Raw genomic sequence first — 20,015 nt, 5'->3', positions numbered from 1 at the left:
CGGCTATGGTGAGTGCCACGGGAAGCAAGGCTCCACCTCTCGAGAGCAGGGCCTCAAAGGCAATGAGTTCCGTGGCAAAGCTAACGTGGGGCGGGGTGAGGACAAGGGGTCCCGTGCACGTGTATCCCGGGTTGTCGCCGGCCGCCTTCGCTGTCGCTACATTGAAGAGAGAACGCTCACCCGGGTGGAGAGAGGTCGACGTGAACGCCGAGCGCCCCATTGCCCTGCCTGACGGGCGGGTTTTCCATAGTGATTCCAGGATCCTCGGTGATACGCCGGTATTCGTAGGCACGCGCGTGCCGGTGCGCACTCTCCTGGAATACCTCGAGGGGGGATACAGCCTCGACCAGTACCTGGACAGCTTCCCGACCGTACGCCGAGAGCAGGCCGTGGCTTTTCTTGAAGAAGCCGCGAGGGCTTTGCTCGAGAAAGTGGCGTGAGACGGGTTGTGCTCGACGAGAGCCTGCCCAGACCTCTTCAACTAGTGCTCGCGGATTTCGAGATCCCCACGGTTCAGGAAGCGGGATGGGCCGGGCTGGAGAACGGAGACCTTCTCGCCCTCGCTCAGGAACGTTTTGACGTTATTGCTCACCGCAGGGCGAGGAGCATACGCAGAGATTCCTCCACCTCCACTATCCGGCCCGGGTTCACGATCGTGGCCAGGTGTCGGATCGCTCGCTCCGTCGTGTCCACCGTCACGATCTGGTCGGTCTCCACCCAATGCGGCTTCGCGTCCCAGCTCTCCGCCTCCACCCGCAGATCGTCCGGCAACACGCCCGGACGCCACCGGAAGCTCGGCCGCTCGCGCGTGGTGATCGGACAGATGATGATCGTTCCGAACTCCGATCGGTTCAGCGAATTCGTCGAGACCACCAGACAGGGACGCCGGCCCTTCTGCTCTCGACCCTTCCCCGGGTTCAGGTCGATCTCCCAAATCTCGCCGCGTAAGGGTTTCCTCCTCGCCGAACCCCCCGGGTGTGCATTCATGTTTCAGCGTCGCGATTCGAGAACGCCCCCAGCAGCTCTTCTCGTGCTTCGCGATCCGCTTCGGTGAGATCCGCTGCCGCCGCATTGAACATGGCGAACTCCGTCTCCTCCTGCCTGCGCCGCATGTCTGCTTCGATCAGGCGACGAACGTACTCCGCCTTTTTTTCCCTTCCGCCGGCTACCCGCTCGAGCCAGCGGTCGGTGGTAGGGGCGAGGCGCACGTTCAGTTGCCGGTCCTTGGTTGCCATACGATCCTCCTCGCGTCAGGCACCCCCGTTCGCTACACTTCATGCTAGCGTGATCGTTATCGTGTCGCAAGATGGTTACGGAGGGCCGGGGGCGGAGGTCAACCGGGTGGGCCGCGGGTTCACCGTGGAGAACTGGTGGCAGGGTGCGGGCCGCGCGGATCGGGACTGTGGGGCGGGAGGGCGGCGCCGCGTGGTTATGCCGCCCAGGGCGGAATCATGCCTCGGTCAACCAGCTTCTGCAGCAGTATTCCGCGCTCGCGGCGGTAAAGTCAAGAATCGCGGCGTCATGAGCCTGACTGGCCGCCTTTCGCATCACGCAACTTGTGGTCCCTCGCGGGGGTACTCTACCCTTCACTCCACTGCCGTCCGAGCAGGGATTCGTGACCAAGCTGCTTGAGGAAGCCATCCGCAAGGCATCGCAGCTTCCGCCGGACATGCAGGACCGCATCGGTGCTGCGATCCTCGCCGAAATGGAGCCGGATCTCGCCTGGGAGGCGACGCTGGCCCGCACCGAATCCCTCGAGGTCCTGGACCAATGGGCTGCCGAGGCGCTCGCCAACCTGCAAGCCGGGCGCACCGAACCTCTCGATCCGGAGGTGATGTGAGGTCGCGGCGCAACCCGCGATTCAACAAGGCCTTCGGGAAGCTCGGGAAACCGATTCAAGAACTCGCCCGGACCGCGTACAAGCGGTTCCGGGCGAATCCTTTTGATCCTCGGTTACGGTTTCACGAGATCCAGGGCACGCGCACTCCGGGCGTGCACGCGGTCGACGTAGGGTACCACATGGGGACCGCGTACCGCGCGCTCGGGGTGTAGGCGAAGGAAGAGGAACGCTAGCGCTTCGCCCGGAACTCCGGTGGTGGGGGCGGATAGTCTTTCAGCCGCGCCTTGAAGGCCTCGTACTGCTCCGTGTTGACGATGAGCCGGGGGTCCTCGAGACCCTGTTGGCGGATCAGCTCCCGCGTTTCTGCGATCCGTTCCTCGGTCAGCGGGTGGGTCGAGAACCACTGCTCGAGTACGCTCGGCTGCCGCTCCCGCTCGGCGAGCAGCTCGCGGAAGAAGGTGATCAGCCCGTTGGGGTCGATTCCGGCGCGGGGGAGGAGCTTCACCGCGAGGGCGTCGGCTTCGCGTTCCGCGTCGCGGCCGTAGCGTGCGAAGACCGCGGCGCCACCGACCTCGATGGCTGCGCGCTCGACGCCGGAGGGCGCGCGGCCCAGCAGCACGTAGGCGAGGGTCAGCCCTAGGTTGGCGCGCTGCACGCGCTCGAGCTGCTCGGCGCCATGGCGCTCCTCGACGTGCGCCACCTCATGCGCTACGACGCCGGCCAGCTCGGCCAGATTATCCGTTCGCTCGATGAGTCCGCGGTTCAGGTAGACGAATCCGCCCGGCAGGGCGAAGGCGTTGACCGCGTCGATGTTGACCACATAGAAGGTGTAGTCCAGCTTGCGCCCGCCCTGGCGCGCAATGCGGTCGCCCAGCAGGTTGATGTAGCGCTCGAGCGCCGGGTCCTGGACAATGGGGAGCTGGCGGTTCACTTCAGCCGCGTACTGCCGCCCGAGCGCCACTTCCTCGCGTGTCGAGAGCGCGCAGCCGGTTGTGAGGCCGGCAGCGGCGAAGAAGCTGAGCGCGGCCGCGCTGCGGAGCCTCGATTTCCAGTAACGCATGGTCGCGGTCCTCCTCCCAGGTTGAGTGCCCGTAGCGGCCGGGGGAGCAAGACATGTTCCAACTGGAGGGACTTTGCCGCGGCGCGCCGACACCCGCCTGATCCGGGGGCTGCACCGCCGCAAGGTGCGCGAGTCGGAGGGCCTGTTTCTGGCCGAAGGGGTCCGGGTGGCCGAGGAGCTGCTCGCATCTCCGGTTGTCCCCCGGCTGGCCATCGTTTCGCCCACTCTGGAGGACACTACGCGGGGCGCGGCACTGAGCCGCAAAGTGGCGGCCGCGTGTCCCGTGGAGCGAGTCACAGACGCCGAGCTCAGGGGGTTGGCGGCCACGGAAGCGCCGCAGGGCGTGCTGGTCGTGGCGGAGACGCCGCACTACGATTTGCCCGTTCTGCCCTCGGCCGCGCCCGCGGCCGTGCTCGCCCTGGACGCCGTGCAGGACCCCGGCAATTTCGGCACCCTGGTGCGGACGGCGCATGCCTTTGGCGCTGCCTGGGTCGCCATGCTGCCGGGCACCGTGGATGCCTGGAACCCCAAAGCGGTACGCGCCGCCGCCGGCTCGTCCTTCCGGCTCCCCCTCGTCGCCCTCGAGCTGAGCGGGCTGCGGCAGTGGTGCAGCGAGCAGGCGTTCCTGCTCTACGGCGCGGCCGTAGTGGGTTTTTCCGTCGAGAGCTTTGTGCTGGCACAACGGTCGGTCCTGGTGGTAGGAAACGAAGGGACGGGGCTCAGCCCGGGCGTGGAGCGCGCGGCCGACGCTCTCCTGGCCGTGCCGCTCCGGGGCGCCGCGGAGTCGCTCAATGTTGCCGTGGCGGCTGGAATCCTGCTCTACCTGCTGACGCGGAGAGATTGACGCCCATGCCCGACGCGCTGCTCTGGACCTACGCCGCCCTGGCCGGCGCGGCCGTGGGTTCGTTCCTCAATGTCTGCATCTACCGGCTGCCGGCGGGCGAGTCCATCATCTCGCCGCGCTCGCGCTGCCCCGCCTGTGCCTATGCCATCCCGTGGTACGACAATGTTCCCGTGCTCAGCTATGTGCTGCTGCGCGGGAGCTGCCGCGCGTGCCGTGCCCCCATTTCGCTGCAATACCCACTCGTCGAGCTGGCGACTGCGCTGCTGTGGCTGGCGGCGGCGGCACGCTACGGCCCGAGTCTCGAGGGGCTGCGCAGCGCCGTGTTCTTTACGCTGCTCCTGGGCATCGCGCTCATCGACGGGCGCCACTTCATCATTCCCGACCACCTCTCCCTGGGCGGCCTCGGCTTGGGGCTGGGCTTCGCTGCCCTACCCGGGGGGTTCCCCCTGCTGCGCGGCGTGGTGGGCGCCGCTGCCGGCTACGTCCTGCTGCGCGGCGTCGCCTATGGCGGCCAGAGGCTCTTTCGCAAGCCGGCCCTCGGCCTGGGCGACGTGCACATGATGGCCATGGTGGGAGCGTTTCTCGGTGTGCCTGGCATGCTGCTCACGATCCTGCTGGGATCCGCGCTCGGCCTGGTTATCGGCGTGCCGCTGAGCTGGCGGCGCGGCCGGCTCACCCTCATGGGCACCTACCTGCCGCTCGGCACTTTCCTGGCCATGGGCGCCGCCATCGCCCACGGCTGGGGCGACCTGCTCGTGGACTGGTACCTCCACGCGGTGATGGGCGTCCCCTGATTCACGGATCGGTGCAGTCGCGCTCGTAGCCGCAGTGCGCGCAGATGATGCGGCAGTGCAGTTCGTACATGGGGGAACCGCAAACGTCGCAGATCGGCGCCGCGCCCGCGCCGGCAGGCGTGGCTCGCCTGGCGGGCGGCGCTGTCTTGCCCCGCCCCAGCTCCTCGGGCTGCGGCTGCGAAGGCTCTGCCGGTTTCTCCATGGGCTGGTTTCCCTACCTCGTTTCCCCGCCGCGGAAGCGGCCCGGCCCGAATGCGCTCAGCGGCAAGGCGGGCTGGGCGCCCATTATGGCATCGGCCAGAAGTTCCGCCGTGATCGCTGCAAGCAGGATGCCGTTGCGGAAGTGACCGGTGGCGTAGTACAGGCCGCGCACGTCGGGGTCGGGGCCCAGGATGGGCAGGTCGTCCGGCGTGCCAGGCCGGAGCCCGGCCCAGATCTCGACCAGCGGCGCGGCCGCTAGCTCCGGCACCGCCTCCATGGAGTAGTCGAGCAGGCCACGGATGCCCGCAGGCGTAGGGTGACAACGGAAGCCTGCCTGCTCGACGGTCGCGCCCACGAGCAGTCTCCCGCCGGCGCGCGGAATGAGGTAACAGCCGGGCGTGAGTACCACGCGCTCGAGCAGGGGCGGCACGGTCTCGAGCGCGGCCATCTGGCCGCGCACGGGCACTACCGGCAGCGGCCGCGGCAGTCCCCCCAGTTGGCCGCTCCAGCAGCCGGCGGCGATCAGGACAGCGCCCGCGTGCAGGACATCGCCGTTCGCCAAAGCGACGCCCCTGACCCGTCCCGCCCCCTCGGCGGACCTATGCGCGACGCGCGCGGGCGCGGCGGCCGCCTGCGTGTCGCAGACGATCCCGGCCGCCGGCACGCCCAGGTGGAAGTGCACGCCCGCCCGCGCCGCCGCGCTCCATAGCGCGCGGGCCAGACGGCGACTCTCCACCTGGTGGTCGTACGGCATATAAAGAGCAGTCTGCACTGCTGGCGAGAGCGCCGGCTCCCACCGTCTCGCCTCCGCGCCGTCCAGCAGCTCGACAGCGAAGCCGGCTTCCCGCTGCCAGGCGTGCTGCAGTGTTAACTGCTCGGCCTGCGCCGCATCCAGCGCGAGCTGCAGCTTCCCGCTTTTCCGGTATTCGACATCGACGCCGGTCGCCTCGTGCAGCGCCCCGACGAAGGAATGGAAGCGATCCAGTCCGGCCAGGGCAAGGTCGAGGAATGGGCCGGGGCGGCGGGACTCCGCCAGGGGCGAGAGCATGCCGGCGGCCGCCCAGCTCGCGCCCCTGCCCGGCTGGCCGCGCTCGATGACCACCACCTCGAGCCCCCGCCGAGCCAGTTCCCAGGCGGTGGCACAGCCAATCACGCCGCCGCCGATGATCACGGCATCGGCGGTTTGTGCGGCTGCCTGCATGCTCGGTCCTCCCAGGGCTCGTCAGGGAATACGAACCCTAATCGACCCGGCCGATGCCCTGGGCGAGGTAGCGGCGCGCCAGCTCGACGTAGTGCGCCGCGCTCTCGCGCACCCAGCGCCCGGCCTCGCCGGACAGCTCCTTGCGAATCTGTGCCGGTGCGCCCGCTACCAGGACGCGTGGCGGCACGACCATTCCTTCCGGTACCACGCTGAGTGCTGCCACCAGCGACTCCTCGCCGACGACCGCGCCGTGCAGCACCACGGCGTTCATCCCGATCAGCGCACTGGCGCCAATCTCACAGCTCTCGAAGACCACGCCGTGCCCGATGGTGGCGCCCACGCCTACCACGGTAGGGCCCCGCGCGCTGACATGCAGCACGCAATTGTCCTGCACACTGCTGCGCGCGCCGATGCGGATGGCGTGCTCGGGGTGGTCCCCGCGCAGCACGGCGCCGAACCAGATGCTGGCCTCCGCCCCCACCTCGACGTTGCCGATGAGCACGGCGGTGGGCGCGACAAAGGCACTGGGATGGATACGCGGCGTGTGGCCCGCGTAGGGGAGGAGGTGCGCCACGGCTCTTACCCGGGACCGAGGATGGCGGCGAGCCGCTCGGCGTCCAGGTTGCCGCCGCTCACCACAATGACGGCGGGGCCCTTCAGCTCGAGCAAGCCGCCGCAAAGCGCCGCGACGCCGACTGCGCCCGCGCCCTCGGCAACGACACTGTCATAGCCGTAGAGGGTCCGGATCGCGCCGGGGATGGCAGATTCCTCGACCAGCAGCAGCTCGTCGGTCACGGCCCGCGCCCAGGCGTAGCTGACCTCGTCCACGCCGCCCGCCAGACCATCGGCCAGCGTGGGGCCGCCCGGCGCCTCGACTACGCCCCCCGCCTGGAACGCCGCGTGCATGGCCGGCGTCCGGTCGCTCTGCACACCAACGACGCGGACGTCCGCCGCCCCCGCCTTCAGCGCCGTTCCGATCCCGGCAATCAGGCCGCCGCCGCCCACGGGCACGATGACCTCCTGGACTGCGGGCAGATCCTCGAGGATCTCGAGTCCGATGGTGCCCTGGCCGGCCACCACGGCGGGATCGCTGGAGGCAGGGATGAAGCGGGCGCCCGTGGCGGCGGCGAACTCCGTGGCCGCGGCCTCGGCGTCATCGAAGGTCCCGGCTACCGTGCGCAGCTCCCCGCCGAACGCCCGGATCCGCTCCTGCTTGGTATGCGGCGCCGACTCGGGCACGAATATCGTCGCCCTGGCGCCCAGCTGCCGGGCGGCCAGTGCCACACCCTGACCATGATTCCCGGCTGACGCCGCCACCAGACCTCGTGCCCGGGCGGCCCGGTCCAGCGAGGCAATGGCATTGTACGCGCCCCGAATCTTGAAGGAGCGCGTACGCTGCCAGCATTCCAGCTTGAGATAGACGTCCGAGCCCGCTCGTTGGGAGAGCCAGCAGGAGCGGTCCAGCGGTGTGCGCCGCGCCACGCCGGCAATCCGGCGGCGTGCGTCATAGATCTCGCGCAGCCCCGGACCGCGCATTTCCGGCTAGTGGTTACCTCGGTGGCGAGCCACTAGGCGCGCGCCCGCGAGGAAGGCGTCGGGCCTGGCGTACGCCGACGCTCCGCGGCGGTGCCGGCCTCCACCGCCGGCTCGGGCGGGATGGCCGCCTCTTCTGCGGGCGCCGTGGCGCCGCGCGGGGTCGCGGCCGGTCTGGGTTCCGGCGCCCCGGCGCCGCCGGCAGTCGCCGCCGGCTGTGCCGCAGCGGCGGCGGGCTCGCCAGCCGGCCCCCCGCGGCGCAGCCGCGCCCGCACGACCTGGGTCTCCGAGGCCTCCAGCACCTCCATCACGACCCCTTCGCGCTCGAGTCGCTCACCCGGATCCGGTACGCGCCCCAGCTCCTCCAGCAGGTATCCGTTCAGTGAGCGATGCTCGAGCTGGGGGAAGGAGGTGTTGAAGACGTGATTGATCTCCCTCAGGTCGGCGTCGCCCGCGGCAATGATCTCATTTCGAGAAATGCGCACAATCGGCTCTTCCTCGGTGAGGTCGGTCTCGTCCACGATCTCGCCCACCAGTTCCTCGAGCACATCCTCGAGGGTGACCAAACCGTCGGTGCCGCCATATTCGTCCACCACGATGGCCAGGTGGATCCGCCGCGTCTGGAAATCGCGCAGCAGCTTGGTCAGCGAGACCGAGCCGGGCACGATCAGCGGCTCGCGCGCCAGCGCCGAGAGGGGGACATCGCGCTGCCCGGAAACCAGGGCCTGATACGTGTCCCGCAAGTACAGCACGCCCGTCACATTATCAATGCTCTGGCCGTAAACGGGGACCCGCGAGTAGGGGACCGTCCGGAGCTGCGGCGCGATTTCGGTCAGGGTCAGCGAGTCACGCCAGGCGAACATGTCCACGCGCGGCGTCATGATGTCCCACGCCTTGGTCTCGTCCAGCCGGAACGCGCGCTCGATAAGCTGGCGTTCGTGCTCCTCGATGACGCCCTCCCTATGCCCCAGCGCCGTGAGCTGCCGGATCTCGCTCTCCGTGATCGTGACCCCCAGCCCGCTCCGCAACCGCTCCGGGAAGAAGTGCATCAGCCGCTCTAACACCAGCAGCAGCGGACGGAGCACTCGTTCCAGCACCAGGAGCGGCGGCGCCACGGTCAGCGCAATGCGGACTCCGTGCTTCACGGCGAAGGTCATGGGGATCAGGTCAGCGCCGAGCAGGATCAGAAGGGAGACGACGCCGATGGCGAGTGCCAGCCCCATCTCACCCCATACCACGCCCGCGCTATAGCCGGCAAGGGCCGCGGCGCTCACCTTGGCCAGCGCGCTCAGCAGGCGCAGCAGCATCACCAGGCGCTCCGGCGCGGCGCGCAGGCTGCCCAGCGCGCTGCTGCCCCGGAACCGCTCCTCGCGCAGGGTGCGGATGCGCGCGTCGGACAAGGAAAAGATGGCCAGCTCGGCAGACGTAACGCAGGCCGACAGGATGAGGGCGAGGAGAAGCGCGGCGCCTAGTGGGAGCATGGATCGAGCGGCTTGCTCCGGGCCCCAACGCCCGGGGCTGGCCCGGCGCGAGACGAGTGACGGCCGTCCTCCACGTGCGCGGCCGACGCGGCGCGGCTACTTCGGTCTACGTCCATGCGTGGCTCATCTCGATCAGCTCCTCGACCACGTCCCCGGAGCTGCGCCCGTCCGCCTCCGCCTGGAAGTTCGTGACCACCCGATGCCGCAGCACGGCCGGGGCCACGGCCCGGACATCATCGTAGTTGGGCATGGCGCGACCCGCCATGGCCGCCCTCGCCTTGGCACCCAGTACCAGGTACTGCGACGCCCGCGGACCCGCGCCCCAGCTCACATACCGGCGCATCAGCTCCGGCGCGGCCTCGTCTTCCGGCCGCGTGGAACGCGCCAGCCGCACCGCATAGGCCACCAGCGAGGGCGCCGCCGGCACCCGCCGCACCAGGCGCTGCAACTCGAGCAGGCGCGGGGCATCGACCACGGCCTGCACCCGTGGCTGCTCCGCTCCCGTCGTCTGCAGCGCCACGCGCTCCTCCTCCTCCCGCGTCGGATAGCCAATGCGCAGCTCCAGCATGAAGCGGTCAAGCTGCGCTTCCGGCAGCGGATACGTCCCCTCCTGCTCGATCGGGTTCTGCGTCGCCAGCACGAAGAACGGCCGGTCCAGCAGCATGGTCTCGCCGCCCGCCGTGACCGCCCGCTCCTGCATCGCCTGCAGCAGCGCCGCCTGCGTCTTGGGCGGCGTGCGGTTCACCTCGTCCGCCAGCACCACATGCGCGAAGATCGGGCCCCGCACAAAGCGGAACTCCCGCCGCCCCGTCGAACGATCCTCCTCCAGCACTTCCGTGCCCGTGATGTCCGACGGCATCAGGTCCGGCGTGAACTGGATCCGGCTGAAACGCAGATGCAGCGCCTCGGCCAGCGTGGAGATCAGCAGCGTCTTGGCCAGCCCGGGCACGCCCACCAGCAGCACATGACCATCCGCCAGCAACGCCGTCAGCAGACCCTCGACAATCTCCCGCTGACCAATCACCCGCTTCGCAATCTCCGACTCCAGCGCCGCCCGGGCGTTGGTCAGATCCTCCAGCAACTCGAGATCCCGGTCATCCGGATGCCGCTGCCGAGCAGCCCTCGCCTCCATCGCCTCGCTGCCCCTCCAACCCGATCATTTCGGCCGCAGCACCCGCAGGCACCAAAAATCCCATGCCGCGAGGCACCACCGTCAGAGAACCGCCAGGGCCCCACTCCCGAACCCGACCCCACCCAGCCACTCTGCCCGCCACCAGCCACCTGCGTGCGCGCTCGCCTCTGCAACGCGCGGACCAGCCCAACTCACGGCCTCCCAAATCGTTGCAAGATAGAGGTCTGGCCGCGCCAGCGTCAAGCGGAGCGCGCTTGCGAAACTTTTCACAAGCGCCTAAGTTAGGCCCACTTTGCGCGGGACGGGGGCACGGGAGGTGCGTGTGGCCGAACGGCGCGGCGTTGGGGCGCGTGGGGGTCCGGAGGGGCAGAGGTTGGTGGCGGAGGCGGGGCGGTACCTGGGGCACGGGCTGACGTGGGCGCTGAGCACGGCGCTGTTCCTGTTCCTGGGGTGGCTGCTGGACCGTTGGCTGGGGACGGTGCCGCTGTTCATGGTGCTGGGCGCTGTTGTGGGAGCGGGAGCCGGATTTTACAGCATGTACTATCATCTGGTGATCGAGCCGCGGGAGCGTGCCAGGCGGGAGCGGGAGGAGGGGGAGGAGTGAAGCTGCTGTGGTGGTACGCGGCAGTGGGCGGCGCGGTGGTTGCTCTGGCGGCAGTGCTGCTGGTGGGTGCGGGGGTTGAGGCCCCGGCGCGGGTGTGGGCGTTGGCCGGGGCGGCGTGGCTGGTTCAGTTGGGTGCGTTCGGCGCGTTGCTGCTCTTGCGCCGGCGGGGCCGGGGGTTCTTTCTGGCCTGGGGTGGTGGCACGGTATTGCGCCTGGGTGTAGTGCTGGGGGTCGGGTTGTGGCTGGCGCGGACGGCGCCCACCTCGGCGGCCCCGCTGCTGCTCAGCTTTGCGGGTTTCCTGTTCCTGCTGCTCTTGCTCGAGCCCGTTTTCCTGCGCTCGGGAGTCCCGGATCGGTGATGGGGCACGTCTGGTCCTGGTTGGCGGCGGCCCAGGCGGCGCCCGGTTCGCAGCCGGTTGCGGCAGAGCCGAACCTGGGCGACATGATCATGCACCATGTGACGGACTCGCATGAGCTCGAGCTGCCCTTCCTGGGAGCATTGGAACTGCCGCGTTTCGATCCGGTTGCCTTGGGTCCGCTCTCGATCGACTTCTCGCCCACCAAGCACGTGGTCTTCATGCTGCTCGCGGCGCTGCTGGTGGCGGGGATCATGATCTGGACGGCACGCAAGACGCACGCGAAGGGTACGGAGCGGGCGCCGAAGGGGGTAGCCAACCTGATCGAGGCCTTTGTGGTCTATTTGCGGGACGAGGTGGCGCTGGCGAACATCGGGCATGGCGGCGAGCGGTTCGTCCCCTTCGTGCTCACGCTCTTCTTCTTCATCCTGTTCTGCAATCTCCTGGGGCTCTTGCCGTGGGGCGCGACGGCGACGGCCAACCTTTCTGTGACCGCGGCCCTGGCGCTCATGTCTCTGGTGGTCATCGAGGTGTCCGGGTTCCTGGCCCTGGGGCCACGCGGCTATGCGCGCACCATCTTCTACGCGCCGCCGGGGATGAACCCGGCGGGCCGCGCCCTCATGCTGCTGATCATGACCCCGGTCGAGCTGCTGGCCAAGCTGACCAAGCCGTTTGCGCTGGCCATCCGACTTTTTGCTAATATGAACGCGGGGCACTTCGTCATACTTGCGCTGATCGGGCTGATCTTCGTGGCGCGGCCGGTGGCCGGCTTCATTCTACCAGTGGCGGCTCCCGCGGTCATGGCCGTGGCCATCATGGTGCTCGAGCTGTTTATTGCTTTCTTACAGGCGTACATCTTCGCTATGCTGACGTCAGTGTTCATCGGATTGGTGCGCCATGGGCATTGAGAGATCGGGCCTCGGGCTCGGGCTCTCCTGAACTCGGGACTCGGGCTCGGGCTGCGAGCGCGCCCGCCCGGGTAGGCGCGCCTTCGGGCGGGCTCGCTCCGGACCGCCCGTCGTAAGGTACCCGGCGCCCGGCACTCAGCCTGGGATGGCACCCGCGGTGCCGACCACAAGAGCTGAGTGCCGGGGCGCCGGGGAGATCCGCGGGCCGCGCTGCGGCCGGTGAGCGGTGGCACTTCAGCGGGCGCAGACGGGGCTGTCCCGCGGGGGTGAGGGGCGGGCAAGGCGGACCCCGAAAACGACACGGAGGCACGATGTTGCACCCCATTCTGGCGGCGGTGCAGGAAGCGGCTCAGGCGGCGGATCCCGAGTATGCGCGGCGGTTTCTGGCCCTGCTGGGCGCCGGTCTGGGCGCCGGCATCGCGGTGGTGGGCGCGGGGCTCGGGATCGGCAGGATCGGCGCCGCGGCGGCCGAGGGGATAGCCCGGCAGCCGGAGGCGGTCGGGAACATCCAGACGGCGGCCATCATCCTGGCTGCACTCATTGAAGGCGTGGCGCTGTTCGGCGAGGTGATCGCGTTCCTGGTGTGGCTCAAGGCTTGAGCGCGTGGGCGCGCAGGCAAGGGGCAGGGGCATGAGCCCATGAACCTGTTGTGGCTGGTGGTGAAGGAGGCGCAGGCGGAAGGGGGCGGCAGCATCTTTGCCATCAATCCCGGCGTCTCCTTCTGGAGCCTGGTCATCTTCCTGGCTCTGCTGGTGGTACTGACGCGCTATGCCTGGCGTCCCATGCTGGGCGCGCTGGAAGCGCGGGAGCGGCGCATCCAGGAGATCCTGGACGCTGCGGCCAGGGATCGCGCGGAGGCGGAGCGGGTGCTGGAAGGGCACCGGCGCCAGTTGGCCGAGGCGCGGCAGCAGGCGCACGAGATCCTGGCGGAAGCCAAGCAGGCCACGGAACGGGTGCGCGACGATATATTGAAGCGCGCCCGGGCCGAGCAGGAGCAGATGCTGGCGCGTGCGCGCCAGGAGATCTCGCGAGAGCGGGAGCGTGCCCTCGAGGCGATTCGCGAGGAGGCCGTCGAGCTGTCACTGGCCGCCGCATCCCGGCTGATCGAGCGCAGGCTGGAAAGCGCTGAAGACCGGAAGCTCGTGCGCGAGTACCTCGAGCAGGTAGGTCGCAGCCGGGAGCAGGAGTTCCCTGAGTGAGGGGAGCCATGGTCGCGCGCAGCTACGCCCAAGCGCTCCTGGCCCTGGGCGAGCGGCGCGATCAACTCGAACCCTTCGGCCTGGCCCTCGAGGAGCTGGCCGCGCAGCTCGAAGCGGAGCCGAGGCTCCGTCAATTCCTGGAATCGCCGAAGATCGATCCGGCGGAAAAGAAACGGGTGCTGCAGCAGGCGCTCGAGGAGCGGGCGCCGCCGCTGTTCCTCAGCTTCCTGCAGCTCTTGATCGACAAGCGCCGGCAGCGGCTGCTGGCGGCGATCGCAGGGGAGTACCATGCCTTGCTGGACGAGCGTTCCGGCCGGGTGCAGGCCACCGTCACGCTGGCGCGTGAGCCGGACGAGCGCATGGAACAGGAGATCGCAGCAGATTTGTCCCGCATCCTGGGGAAGACGGTGGTCCCCCGGGTACAGGTGCACCCCCAGATCCTGGGTGGCATCGTCGTCCGCTACGGCGACCGGCTGCTGGACGGCTCGCTGCGGCGCCGGCTGAGAGCGTTGCGCCGTCGCCTGCTGGACGCCCAATTGCCGGTCCGGCACTAAGCCTGGGATGCACCCGCGCTGCCGACCTCATGAGCTGAGTGCCGGGGAGCGCGGAAATCGGAACCGAGAACGGAGCCTATGGCGAGCACAGAAGCGCAACTGCGTGCGAGTGAGATCAAAGAGGTCCTGCTCCAGGAGATCGAGCGCTACGGCGAAGAGCTCGAGGTGGAGGAGGTTGGGGAAGTGCTGGAGGTAAAGGACGGCGTGGCCCGCATCTACGGCCTGACCAAAGCCATGGCCAACGAGATGCTCGAGGTCACGGCCGCGGAGGGCGGGCAGTCCGTCATGGCGCTGGCGCTCAACCTGGAAGAGGACAACATCGGCGCCGTGGTCATGGGGGATTGGACGGTGTTGCAGGAAGGCGACGTCGTCCGCCGCACGGGTCGCGTGCTCGACATTCCGGTGGGCTCGGGGTACCTGGGCCGCGTGGTCAACCCGCTGGGTGAGCCACTGGACGGGCAGGGTGAGATCCAGCCCCTCGAGGGGCGGCGGCAGATCGATATTGTCGCGCCGGGCATCGTGCTCCGGCAGCCGGTCAAGGAGCCGCTGCAGACGGGGCTCAAAGCGATCGACTCGATGATCCCCATCGGCCGGGGCCAGCGCGAGCTGATCATCGGGGACCGGGGCACGGGCAAGACCGCCATTGCCGTGGACACCATCATCAACCAGCGCGGCGGCGACGTGATTTGCATCTACTGCGCGGTGGGGCAGCGGGCGGGGAAGGTGGCCAGCGTGGTCGAGACGCTGCGCGAGCAGGGATCCATGGAGTACAGCATCGTGGTGGCGGCGAACGCCAGCGACCCCGCGCCGCTGCAGTACATCGCACCCTATGCCGCCTGCGCACTGGCCGAGCACTTCATGTGGCAGGGGAAGCATACGCTGGTCATTTACGACGATCTCAGCAAGCAGGCGCAGTCGTACCGGCAGCTTTCTCTGGTGCTGCGCCGTCCGCCTGGCCGTGAGGCCTATCCGGGCGACGTCTTCTACCTGCACTCGCGCCTGCTGGAGCGTGCGGCCAAGCTCTCGGACGAGAAGGGGGGCGGATCCTTGACGGCGCTGCCCATTGTCGAAACGCAGGCAGGCGACGTCTCGGCGTACATCCCAACCAACGTCATCTCGATCCCGGACGGGCAGATCTACCTCGAGTCGGACCTCTTCTACGCCGGTGTGCGGCCGGCGGTCAATGTGGGCATCTCCGTGTCCCGCGTGGGCGGCGCGGCGCAGATCAAGGCCATGAAGAAAGTGGCCGGGAGGCTGCGGCTGGATCTGGCGCAGTTCCGGGAGCTGGAGGCGTTTGCCCAGTTCGGCTCGGAGCTGGACCCGGCGACGCAACGGCAGCTCGCGCGCGGGCAGCGCACGGTCGAGGTGCTGAAGCAGGCGCAGTACGCGCCCATGCCAGTCGAGCATCAGGTCATGGCGATTTACGCGGTCACGAATGGCCACCTGGACGATGTGCCGGTCGAGCGGATCCGGGCCTGGGAGGCGGGCTTCCACGATTTCCTGCGCGAGCGGCGCCCGGCTCTGGGCGAGTCGATCGGCAAGAGCCGGGATATCTCCAAGGAGACGGAGGAGCAGTTGGTCGCGGCCATCAAGGAGTACAAGGAAGTCTTTGCCGCCCAGGCCGCGGGCGCGGCGGGTGGGGTGCGGGCGGCCGAAGCGGCGCCCGAGGCGGCGCGTCCGCGCGAGCAGGCCGCGGACTGAGCACGGCGGGGTATGGCCAAGGCGCGGGAGATCCGGCGGCGCATCCGCTCGATTGACAAGACGCGGCAGATCACGCGGACCATGGAGATGGTGGCCACGTCCAAGCTGAAGCGGGCCAGCGATCGGGTCCACGCCGCCGCGCCGTATGCACAGCGCCTGGCCGAGGTGATCAACCGGCTGCTCGATCCCGAGATGCGCCAGCGCTACGCGCTCCTGCGCCAGCCTGCCGCTACCCGGCGCGCGGCGGTGCTGCTGCTCACCTCGAACCGCGGCCTGGCCGGCGCGTTCAATGTCAATTTGATCCGTGAGGCGCGGGGGTTGCTGGAGCGGCTGCGCGGGGAGGAGGCGGAAGTTGCGCTGCACGTCGTGGGGAAGAAGGGGATCAACTTCTTCCGCTTCCAGCGCCAGCCCATGGCGTCCACGCGCACGGACATCACCGACCGGCCCACGGCGGAGAATGCCGCCTCGCTCGTGGACGGGCTCATGGCCGCGTTCCAGCGCGGCGAGCTCGATGCGGTCTACGTGGCCTACGCGCAGTTCCGCTCCGCGCTCTCGACCCCGCCTGCGGTGCTGCAGATCCTGCCCGTCCAGCCGCCCGATCGCGGCGCCGAGGCGCGCGGCCGGGGCGGCCGCAGTGCCGCGGAGGCGCGGGGCGCGGCGCGGCACGGCGAGGCGGAGGCCGGAGCCGGAGCGCGGCGGTGGCAGGCAAATTACATCCTCTCGCCCTCCGCCGCCGAGATACTGAACCGGCTGCTGCCGCTCTACGTGCGGAACAGCGTGTACCGCGCGCTGGTCGAGACCGCGGCCGCCGAGCAGGGCGCACGGCGCACGGCCATGAAGAACGCGACGGACAACGCGGGCGATATGTTGGAGCGGCTGCAGCGCACGTACAACCGGGCGCGCCAGGCGCAGATCACGCAGGAGATCGCGGAGATCGTGGGCGGCGCCGCGGCGCTGGAGTAAGGGGATTGGAGCGCATGGCGGAGAAGGCCAGGGCCAGGCGGGGCACAGAGAAGCCCGGGAACGTGGGCCGCGTGGTCCAGGTAATCGGGCCGGTGCTGGATGTCGAGTTCGCGTCGGAGCACCTGCCCGAGATCTACAGCGCGCTCGAGCTCAAGGCGGAGGGCAAGGACGGTGGCCCGGCGGTCCGGCTGGTCGCGGAAGTGCAGCAGCATATCGGCCGCAGCCAGGTGCGCGCGGTGGCCATGTCCTCGACGGACGGGGTGATGCGGGGCATGGAGGTGCGGGACACGGGCGGTCCGATCACGATACCGGTGGGCGAGCCGGCGCTGGGGCGGATCCTGAACGTGATCGGCGAGCCCGTGGACATGCAGGGTCCCGTGCCGGAGGATGCCGAGCGCTGGCCGATCCATCGGGAGTCGCCGCGCTTCACGGCGCTCGAGCCCAAGACCGAGATCTTCGAGACCGGCATCAAGGTCATTGACCTGATCGCGCCTTACGTGAAAGGCGGCAAGACGGGGCTGTTCGGCGGCGCCGGTGTGGGCAAGACGGTGATCATCATGGAGCTCATCCACAACATCGCCATGGAGCACGGCGGCCGTTCCGTCTTTTCCGGCGTGGGTGAGCGGACGCGCGAGGGCAATGACCTGTGGCTCGAGATGAAGGAGTCCGGCGTGTTGGGCGCCACGGCGCTGGTCTACGGCCAGATGAATGAGCCACCCGGCGCGCGCCTGCGCGTGGGGCTGGCCGGCCTGACCATTGCCGAGTACTTCCGCGACGTCGAGAAACAGGACGTGCTCCTCTTCATTGACAACATCTTCCGCTTCACCCAGGCCGGCTCGGAAGTCTCCGCGCTGCTCGGCCGCATGCCCTCGGCCGTGGGCTACCAGCCCACCTTGGGCACGGAGATGGGTGAGCTGCAGGAGCGCATCACCTCCACGCGCGATGGCTCGATTACCTCGGTGCAGGCGATCTACGTGCCCGCGGACGACCTGACGGACCCCGCCCCCGCGGCGGCCTTCGCGCACCTGGACGCGACCACGGTGCTTTCCCGGGCCATTGTCGAAATCGGCATCTACCCGGCGGTGGACCCGCTGGACTCGACCTCGCGTATCCTGGACGCCCAATTCATTGGCGAGCGCCACTACCGCGTGGCCACGGCGGTGCAGCGCATCCTGCAGCGCTACAAGGAGCTGCAGGACATCATTGCCATCCTGGGAATGGACGAGCTGTCAGAGGAGGACAAGGTGATCGTGGGGCGGGCGCGGCGGCTGCAACGTTTCCTCTCCCAGCCGTTCTTCGTCGCCGAGCAGTTCACCGGCCGCGCCGGCAAGTACGTGAAGCTGGAGGACACGGTCGAGTCCTTCGAGCGCGTGGTCTCCGGCGAGTTCGACCAGTTGCCCGAACAAGCGTTCTATATGGTGGGCGGCATCGAGGACGTCATCGAGAACGCCAAGCAACTGGGCGTCGAGGTCTGAGATGCCGGCCGAGCGCCTGACGGTCGCGGTGATTGCGCCGGAGCGCGTGATCTACGAGGGCGAAGCGGACCTGGTGGTCGCGCCGGCGTGGGACGGCGAGGTCGGCATCCTGCGCGGCCACGCGCCCTTCATGGTGCTGCTGCAGCGCGGGGACGTGCGGATCCGGCTGGGCGGTGAGGAACGGCAGTTCCTGGTATCCGGCGGGTTCCTCCAGGTCGTGGACGACGTCGTCACCGTGCTGAGCGAGCGGGCGGAGCCCGACTAGTGGTCGTGGCGAGCCACTAGAGGCCGCGCGCGGTCGCGGCGTGCGTATCGACCTCCACCTCCACTCGAGTGTCTCGGACGGGAGCCTGGCGCCGGCCGAGCTGGTCGCGGCTGCCAGCGCCGCCGGCCTCAGCGTCATCGCGCTGACCGATCATGACACGCCTGCGGGTGTGCCCGCGGCAGTGGCCGCGGCGCCCCCCGGCCTGCGTGTGATCCCGGCCCTCGAGGTCTCCACCACCCATTCCGGACGCGAACTCCACTTCCTCGGCTATTACGTCGAGCCCGCCGGCGCCGTGCTGGCCAGCTACGCCCGTTCTGCGGCTGAGCGGCGGCGCGAGCGCGTGTTGGGCATGATTCATCGCCTGGTCGAAATGGGTGTCTCCGTGACCTGGGAGGAAGTGGCGGCGGCAGCAGGGGCGAGCCGCATGGTAGGCCGGCCGCACCTGGCGCGGGCGCTCGTCCGGCGCGGGCATGTCCAGACTGTGGCCGAGGCGTTCGACCGTTTGCTGGCCGAGGGCGCGCCCGGCTTCCTGCCCACCGAGCTGCTCACCCCGCGCGCGGCCGTAGACCTCATCCACCAGGCCGGCGGCTACGCCGTCTGGGCGCACCCGCCCGCCGAGGTCTTCGAGCGGGAAGTCCGGCACTTTGCCGGCTGGGGGCTGGACGGCGTCGAGTGCTTCCGCCCGCGTACGCCGCCCACCGAGAGCGTGCTGCTGCAGCAAACGGCGCGGGCGCTCGGGCTCCTGGTCACCGGCGGCTCCGACTGGCACGGCGAGTGGCACGGACCGCTGGGCGAGTTTTCCGTGCCGCGGGAAAGTGTGGCAGAGCTCCTGGCGCTGGGCGGACTCTGACTGGTCGCTGGCCGGCGGCGCCGCTGTCCAGAGCTACACCCCTCGTCATGTGCGCGTTCGGCTCAGCCAAGTCGCTGCTGATCTGCACGCGCACTTGATCGCCTCATGCCAATCCGAATGCCCAGCGATCTCGCCGCTTCCCGAACCGCCGCATGCCCGAGCTCGAGAAACTCGGGTGCGCCGTATTCCGGCTGGTCTTGAAGCTGATCGCGGAAAAGGGCGACGGTATGCCATTCGCCGAAGAGCGCAGACCACCAGCGCAGCCCGGCGTGTCCGCCTGCATGGATCCGCGCTGCGATGCGCTGCGTCACCCGGCGGTCGCCTGACGCCGTCTCGTCCGGGCGTATGCCGAAGCTCACCAGGACTTCCGGATCGCACAAGTCGATCACGTGCGCTCGTATGTAATCAGACAGCGTTGCGAACACGAGCGCGAGCCGGTGGCCACCTATCAGCAGATCCGCATCGTCCAGCGCCTGTCCGCGGTAATGTTGGAGCATTTCCGCTACCGCATGCTCGGGGGTCTCCGCCAGGTAGAGCACGCTGCCCGGAACGCCAGGCAGATCGAAGCGGCCCTTGCCTTCTGCACGAGGCACGTAGCTGAGGGAGAACGGCTCGCCCTCGGGCGCGGCCGCGTCCCAGGGGAAAACGCGCCAGACTCGGCGCGGCGGAGGTGTCAAGCGTAGGAGCCGCTCTTCAGCGCTTCAATGGCAGCCACCACGTCGGAAAGGTTGCCCTGCCGCAGAAGGTCAATGGGCCGGCGGTCGCTCAGGTGCGCGTTGAAGCCGTTCAGCCATTTCGCAATCGAGCTGGGTTCGAGGTACCCGGTAAGGAGCTCGACGACGGCATCTAGACCCACGATCCGGTCCGCGTTCTCGGGACCCGGCTCCGTCACCCCCTCTCTCCAGCGCGTCACCTGCGCCCGGTCCACGCCGAGAGCCTCTGCCACCTGTGCATCCGATGGAAAGGCCCGCCGCGCCGACTCCAGTCGGATTGCGTAGAAGCTCCTCCAGCTCGCGGTCTCGCGCACGCGCGGCGACCTGCTCCGTGCGCTCTT

Annotated in this window: 26 protein-coding genes; 15 read left to right on the top strand and 11 right to left on the bottom strand. The window is 69.1% G+C overall.

What is annotated here, in order from left to right:
- Window positions 1-62 precede the first annotated feature (62 nt).
- Complete coding sequence (locus HY703_02290; protein MBI4544007.1) at window positions 63-440, top strand: DUF433 domain-containing protein; 378 nt, start codon at window positions 63-65, stop codon at window positions 438-440.
- A 148-nt stretch (window positions 441-588) separates the two neighbouring features.
- Here HY703_02290 and HY703_02285 read toward each other — a convergent pair whose 3' ends face one another.
- Complete coding sequence (locus HY703_02285; protein ID MBI4544006.1) at window positions 589-987, bottom strand: type II toxin-antitoxin system PemK/MazF family toxin; 399 nt, start codon at window positions 985-987, stop codon at window positions 589-591.
- Entirely contained in the window at window positions 984-1,235 is a 252-nt protein-coding gene (locus HY703_02280; protein ID MBI4544005.1) for a hypothetical protein, read from the bottom strand. The genes HY703_02285 and HY703_02280 overlap by 4 nt, the downstream gene beginning before the upstream one ends.
- A 380-nt stretch (window positions 1,236-1,615) precedes the next feature.
- Between HY703_02280 and HY703_02275 the strand changes: the two genes are divergently transcribed.
- On the top strand, window positions 1,616-1,840 hold the full coding sequence (locus tag HY703_02275) for a hypothetical protein (protein MBI4544004.1): 225 nt from the start codon (window positions 1,616-1,618) through the stop codon (window positions 1,838-1,840).
- Between the two features lie 229 nt (window positions 1,841-2,069).
- On the opposite strand, the gene HY703_02270 is transcribed toward HY703_02275, so the two are convergent.
- Window positions 2,070-2,900 (bottom strand): M48 family metalloprotease, encoded by an 831-nt coding sequence (locus HY703_02270; protein MBI4544003.1) that lies wholly within the window; start codon window positions 2,898-2,900, stop codon window positions 2,070-2,072.
- Window positions 2,901-2,973: 73 nt separating this feature from the next.
- Here HY703_02270 and HY703_02265 point away from each other — a divergent pair, with 73 nt between their 5' ends.
- Both HY703_02265 and HY703_02260 read left to right on the top strand, forming a co-directional pair.
- On the top strand, window positions 2,974-3,744 hold the full coding sequence (locus HY703_02265) for an RNA methyltransferase (protein MBI4544002.1): 771 nt from the start codon (window positions 2,974-2,976) through the stop codon (window positions 3,742-3,744).
- 5 nt (window positions 3,745-3,749) lie between these two features.
- Window positions 3,750-4,538, top strand: coding sequence for a prepilin peptidase (locus HY703_02260; protein ID MBI4544001.1), 789 nt, complete (start codon window positions 3,750-3,752; stop codon window positions 4,536-4,538).
- A 1-nt stretch (window position 4,539) separates the two neighbouring features.
- Here the strand turns inward: HY703_02260 and HY703_02255 are convergent, their stop codons facing one another.
- From HY703_02255 to HY703_02230, 6 genes are all read right to left on the bottom strand, one after another.
- Window positions 4,540-4,740 carry a hypothetical protein gene (locus tag HY703_02255; GenBank protein MBI4544000.1) on the bottom strand — a complete coding sequence of 67 codons (201 nt, stop codon included), beginning with the start codon at window positions 4,738-4,740 and terminating at the stop codon, window positions 4,540-4,542.
- A gap of 12 nt (window positions 4,741-4,752) precedes the next feature.
- Window positions 4,753-5,940 carry a glycine oxidase ThiO gene (thiO, locus tag HY703_02250; protein MBI4543999.1) on the bottom strand — a complete coding sequence of 396 codons (1,188 nt, stop codon included), beginning with the start codon at window positions 5,938-5,940 and terminating at the stop codon, window positions 4,753-4,755.
- Between the two features lie 37 nt (window positions 5,941-5,977).
- Entirely contained in the window at window positions 5,978-6,514 is a 537-nt protein-coding gene (locus tag HY703_02245; protein MBI4543998.1) for a gamma carbonic anhydrase family protein, read from the bottom strand.
- A gap of 5 nt (window positions 6,515-6,519) precedes the next feature.
- On the bottom strand, window positions 6,520-7,476 hold the full coding sequence (locus tag HY703_02240) for a pyridoxal-phosphate dependent enzyme (GenBank protein MBI4543997.1): 957 nt from the start codon (window positions 7,474-7,476) through the stop codon (window positions 6,520-6,522).
- Window positions 7,477-7,508: 32 nt separating this feature from the next.
- Complete coding sequence (locus HY703_02235) at window positions 7,509-8,954, bottom strand: HlyC/CorC family transporter (GenBank protein ID MBI4543996.1); 1,446 nt, start codon at window positions 8,952-8,954, stop codon at window positions 7,509-7,511.
- 106 nt (window positions 8,955-9,060) lie between these two features.
- Complete coding sequence (locus tag HY703_02230) at window positions 9,061-10,086, bottom strand: AAA family ATPase (GenBank protein ID MBI4543995.1); 1,026 nt, start codon at window positions 10,084-10,086, stop codon at window positions 9,061-9,063.
- A gap of 322 nt (window positions 10,087-10,408) precedes the next feature.
- On the opposite strand from HY703_02230, the gene HY703_02225 reads away from it, so the two are divergent.
- From HY703_02225 to HY703_02175, 11 genes are all read left to right on the top strand, one after another.
- Window positions 10,409-10,690, top strand: a complete 282-nt coding sequence (locus HY703_02225) for an AtpZ/AtpI family protein (GenBank protein MBI4543994.1) — start codon at window positions 10,409-10,411, stop codon at window positions 10,688-10,690.
- On the top strand, window positions 10,687-11,049 hold the full coding sequence (locus tag HY703_02220) for a hypothetical protein (GenBank protein MBI4543993.1): 363 nt from the start codon (window positions 10,687-10,689) through the stop codon (window positions 11,047-11,049). The genes HY703_02225 and HY703_02220 overlap by 4 nt, the downstream gene beginning before the upstream one ends.
- Window positions 11,049-11,954 (top strand): F0F1 ATP synthase subunit A, encoded by a 906-nt coding sequence (gene atpB, locus HY703_02215; GenBank protein ID MBI4543992.1) that lies wholly within the window; start codon window positions 11,049-11,051, stop codon window positions 11,952-11,954. The genes HY703_02220 and atpB overlap by 1 nt, the downstream gene beginning before the upstream one ends.
- 311 nt (window positions 11,955-12,265) lie before the next feature.
- The gene (gene atpE / locus HY703_02210; protein ID MBI4543991.1) at window positions 12,266-12,553 is read left to right on the top strand and encodes an ATP synthase F0 subunit C; all 288 of its coding nucleotides are present in this window, start codon (window positions 12,266-12,268) and stop codon (window positions 12,551-12,553) included.
- A gap of 39 nt (window positions 12,554-12,592) precedes the next feature.
- The gene (gene atpF, locus HY703_02205) at window positions 12,593-13,153 is read left to right on the top strand and encodes a F0F1 ATP synthase subunit B (protein MBI4543990.1); all 561 of its coding nucleotides are present in this window, start codon (window positions 12,593-12,595) and stop codon (window positions 13,151-13,153) included.
- Entirely contained in the window at window positions 13,150-13,707 is a 558-nt protein-coding gene (gene atpH, locus HY703_02200) for an ATP synthase F1 subunit delta (protein MBI4543989.1), read from the top strand. Before atpF ends, atpH begins: the two co-directional genes overlap by 4 nt.
- 78 nt (window positions 13,708-13,785) lie before the next feature.
- Window positions 13,786-15,408 carry a F0F1 ATP synthase subunit alpha gene (locus HY703_02195; protein MBI4543988.1) on the top strand — a complete coding sequence of 541 codons (1,623 nt, stop codon included), beginning with the start codon at window positions 13,786-13,788 and terminating at the stop codon, window positions 15,406-15,408.
- Window positions 15,409-15,420: 12 nt separating this feature from the next.
- Window positions 15,421-16,371 (top strand): ATP synthase F1 subunit gamma, encoded by a 951-nt coding sequence (gene atpG / locus HY703_02190; protein ID MBI4543987.1) that lies wholly within the window; start codon window positions 15,421-15,423, stop codon window positions 16,369-16,371.
- Between the two features lie 14 nt (window positions 16,372-16,385).
- The gene (gene atpD / locus HY703_02185) at window positions 16,386-17,846 is read left to right on the top strand and encodes a F0F1 ATP synthase subunit beta (protein MBI4543986.1); all 1,461 of its coding nucleotides are present in this window, start codon (window positions 16,386-16,388) and stop codon (window positions 17,844-17,846) included.
- Window position 17,847: 1 nt separating this feature from the next.
- Complete coding sequence (locus HY703_02180; GenBank protein ID MBI4543985.1) at window positions 17,848-18,111, top strand: F0F1 ATP synthase subunit epsilon; 264 nt, start codon at window positions 17,848-17,850, stop codon at window positions 18,109-18,111.
- A gap of 40 nt (window positions 18,112-18,151) precedes the next feature.
- Window positions 18,152-18,961, top strand: a complete 810-nt coding sequence (locus HY703_02175) for a PHP domain-containing protein (protein ID MBI4543984.1) — start codon at window positions 18,152-18,154, stop codon at window positions 18,959-18,961.
- Window positions 18,962-19,023: 62 nt separating this feature from the next.
- Here the strand turns inward: HY703_02175 and HY703_02170 are convergent, their stop codons facing one another.
- Together HY703_02170 and HY703_02165 are read right to left on the bottom strand one after the other, a co-directional pair.
- Window positions 19,024-19,638 (bottom strand): RES family NAD+ phosphorylase, encoded by a 615-nt coding sequence (locus HY703_02170; protein MBI4543983.1) that lies wholly within the window; start codon window positions 19,636-19,638, stop codon window positions 19,024-19,026.
- Window positions 19,635-19,907 carry a helix-turn-helix transcriptional regulator gene (locus HY703_02165; protein MBI4543982.1) on the bottom strand — a complete coding sequence of 91 codons (273 nt, stop codon included), beginning with the start codon at window positions 19,905-19,907 and terminating at the stop codon, window positions 19,635-19,637. Before HY703_02165 ends, HY703_02170 begins: the two co-directional genes overlap by 4 nt.
- Between the last annotated feature and the right edge of the window lie 108 nt (window positions 19,908-20,015).

This window comes from Gemmatimonadota bacterium (assembly GCA_016209965.1).
In the GTDB taxonomy this organism is placed as follows: domain Bacteria; phylum Gemmatimonadota; class Gemmatimonadetes; order Longimicrobiales; family RSA9; genus JACQVE01.
The sequence above is the reverse complement of the archived record's forward strand: the minus strand, read 5'-3'. Positions and strand labels throughout refer to the sequence as shown.

What these genes read in the sequence shown, in the direction of transcription:
- HY703_02260 (MBI4544001.1), top strand. Translation starts at nt 3,750, where the DNA reads ATGCCCGACGCGCTGCTCTGGACCTACGCCGCCCTGGCCGGCGCGGCC.
- HY703_02255 (MBI4544000.1), bottom strand. Translation starts at nt 4,740, where the DNA reads ATGGAGAAACCGGCAGAGCCTTCGCAGCCGCAGCCCGAGGAGCTGGGG.
- thiO (MBI4543999.1), bottom strand. Translation starts at nt 5,940, where the DNA reads ATGCAGGCAGCCGCACAAACCGCCGATGCCGTGATCATCGGCGGCGGC.
- HY703_02230 (MBI4543995.1), bottom strand. Translation starts at nt 10,086, where the DNA reads ATGGAGGCGAGGGCTGCTCGGCAGCGGCATCCGGATGACCGGGATCTC.
- HY703_02240 (MBI4543997.1), bottom strand. Translation starts at nt 7,476, where the DNA reads ATGCGCGGTCCGGGGCTGCGCGAGATCTATGACGCACGCCGCCGGATT.
- HY703_02270 (MBI4544003.1), bottom strand. Translation starts at nt 2,900, where the DNA reads ATGCGTTACTGGAAATCGAGGCTCCGCAGCGCGGCCGCGCTCAGCTTC.
- atpB (MBI4543992.1), top strand. Translation starts at nt 11,049, where the DNA reads ATGGGGCACGTCTGGTCCTGGTTGGCGGCGGCCCAGGCGGCGCCCGGT.
- HY703_02180 (MBI4543985.1), top strand. Translation starts at nt 17,848, where the DNA reads ATGCCGGCCGAGCGCCTGACGGTCGCGGTGATTGCGCCGGAGCGCGTG.
- HY703_02195 (MBI4543988.1), top strand. Translation starts at nt 13,786, where the DNA reads ATGGCGAGCACAGAAGCGCAACTGCGTGCGAGTGAGATCAAAGAGGTC.
- atpF (MBI4543990.1), top strand. Translation starts at nt 12,593, where the DNA reads ATGAACCTGTTGTGGCTGGTGGTGAAGGAGGCGCAGGCGGAAGGGGGC.
- HY703_02280 (MBI4544005.1), bottom strand. Translation starts at nt 1,235, where the DNA reads ATGGCAACCAAGGACCGGCAACTGAACGTGCGCCTCGCCCCTACCACC.
- HY703_02285 (MBI4544006.1), bottom strand. Translation starts at nt 987, where the DNA reads ATGAATGCACACCCGGGGGGTTCGGCGAGGAGGAAACCCTTACGCGGC.
- HY703_02290 (MBI4544007.1), top strand. Translation starts at nt 63, where the DNA reads ATGAGTTCCGTGGCAAAGCTAACGTGGGGCGGGGTGAGGACAAGGGGT.
- atpD (MBI4543986.1), top strand. Translation starts at nt 16,386, where the DNA reads ATGGCGGAGAAGGCCAGGGCCAGGCGGGGCACAGAGAAGCCCGGGAAC.
- HY703_02235 (MBI4543996.1), bottom strand. Translation starts at nt 8,954, where the DNA reads ATGCTCCCACTAGGCGCCGCGCTTCTCCTCGCCCTCATCCTGTCGGCC.
- atpG (MBI4543987.1), top strand. Translation starts at nt 15,421, where the DNA reads ATGGCCAAGGCGCGGGAGATCCGGCGGCGCATCCGCTCGATTGACAAG.
- atpE (MBI4543991.1), top strand. Translation starts at nt 12,266, where the DNA reads ATGTTGCACCCCATTCTGGCGGCGGTGCAGGAAGCGGCTCAGGCGGCG.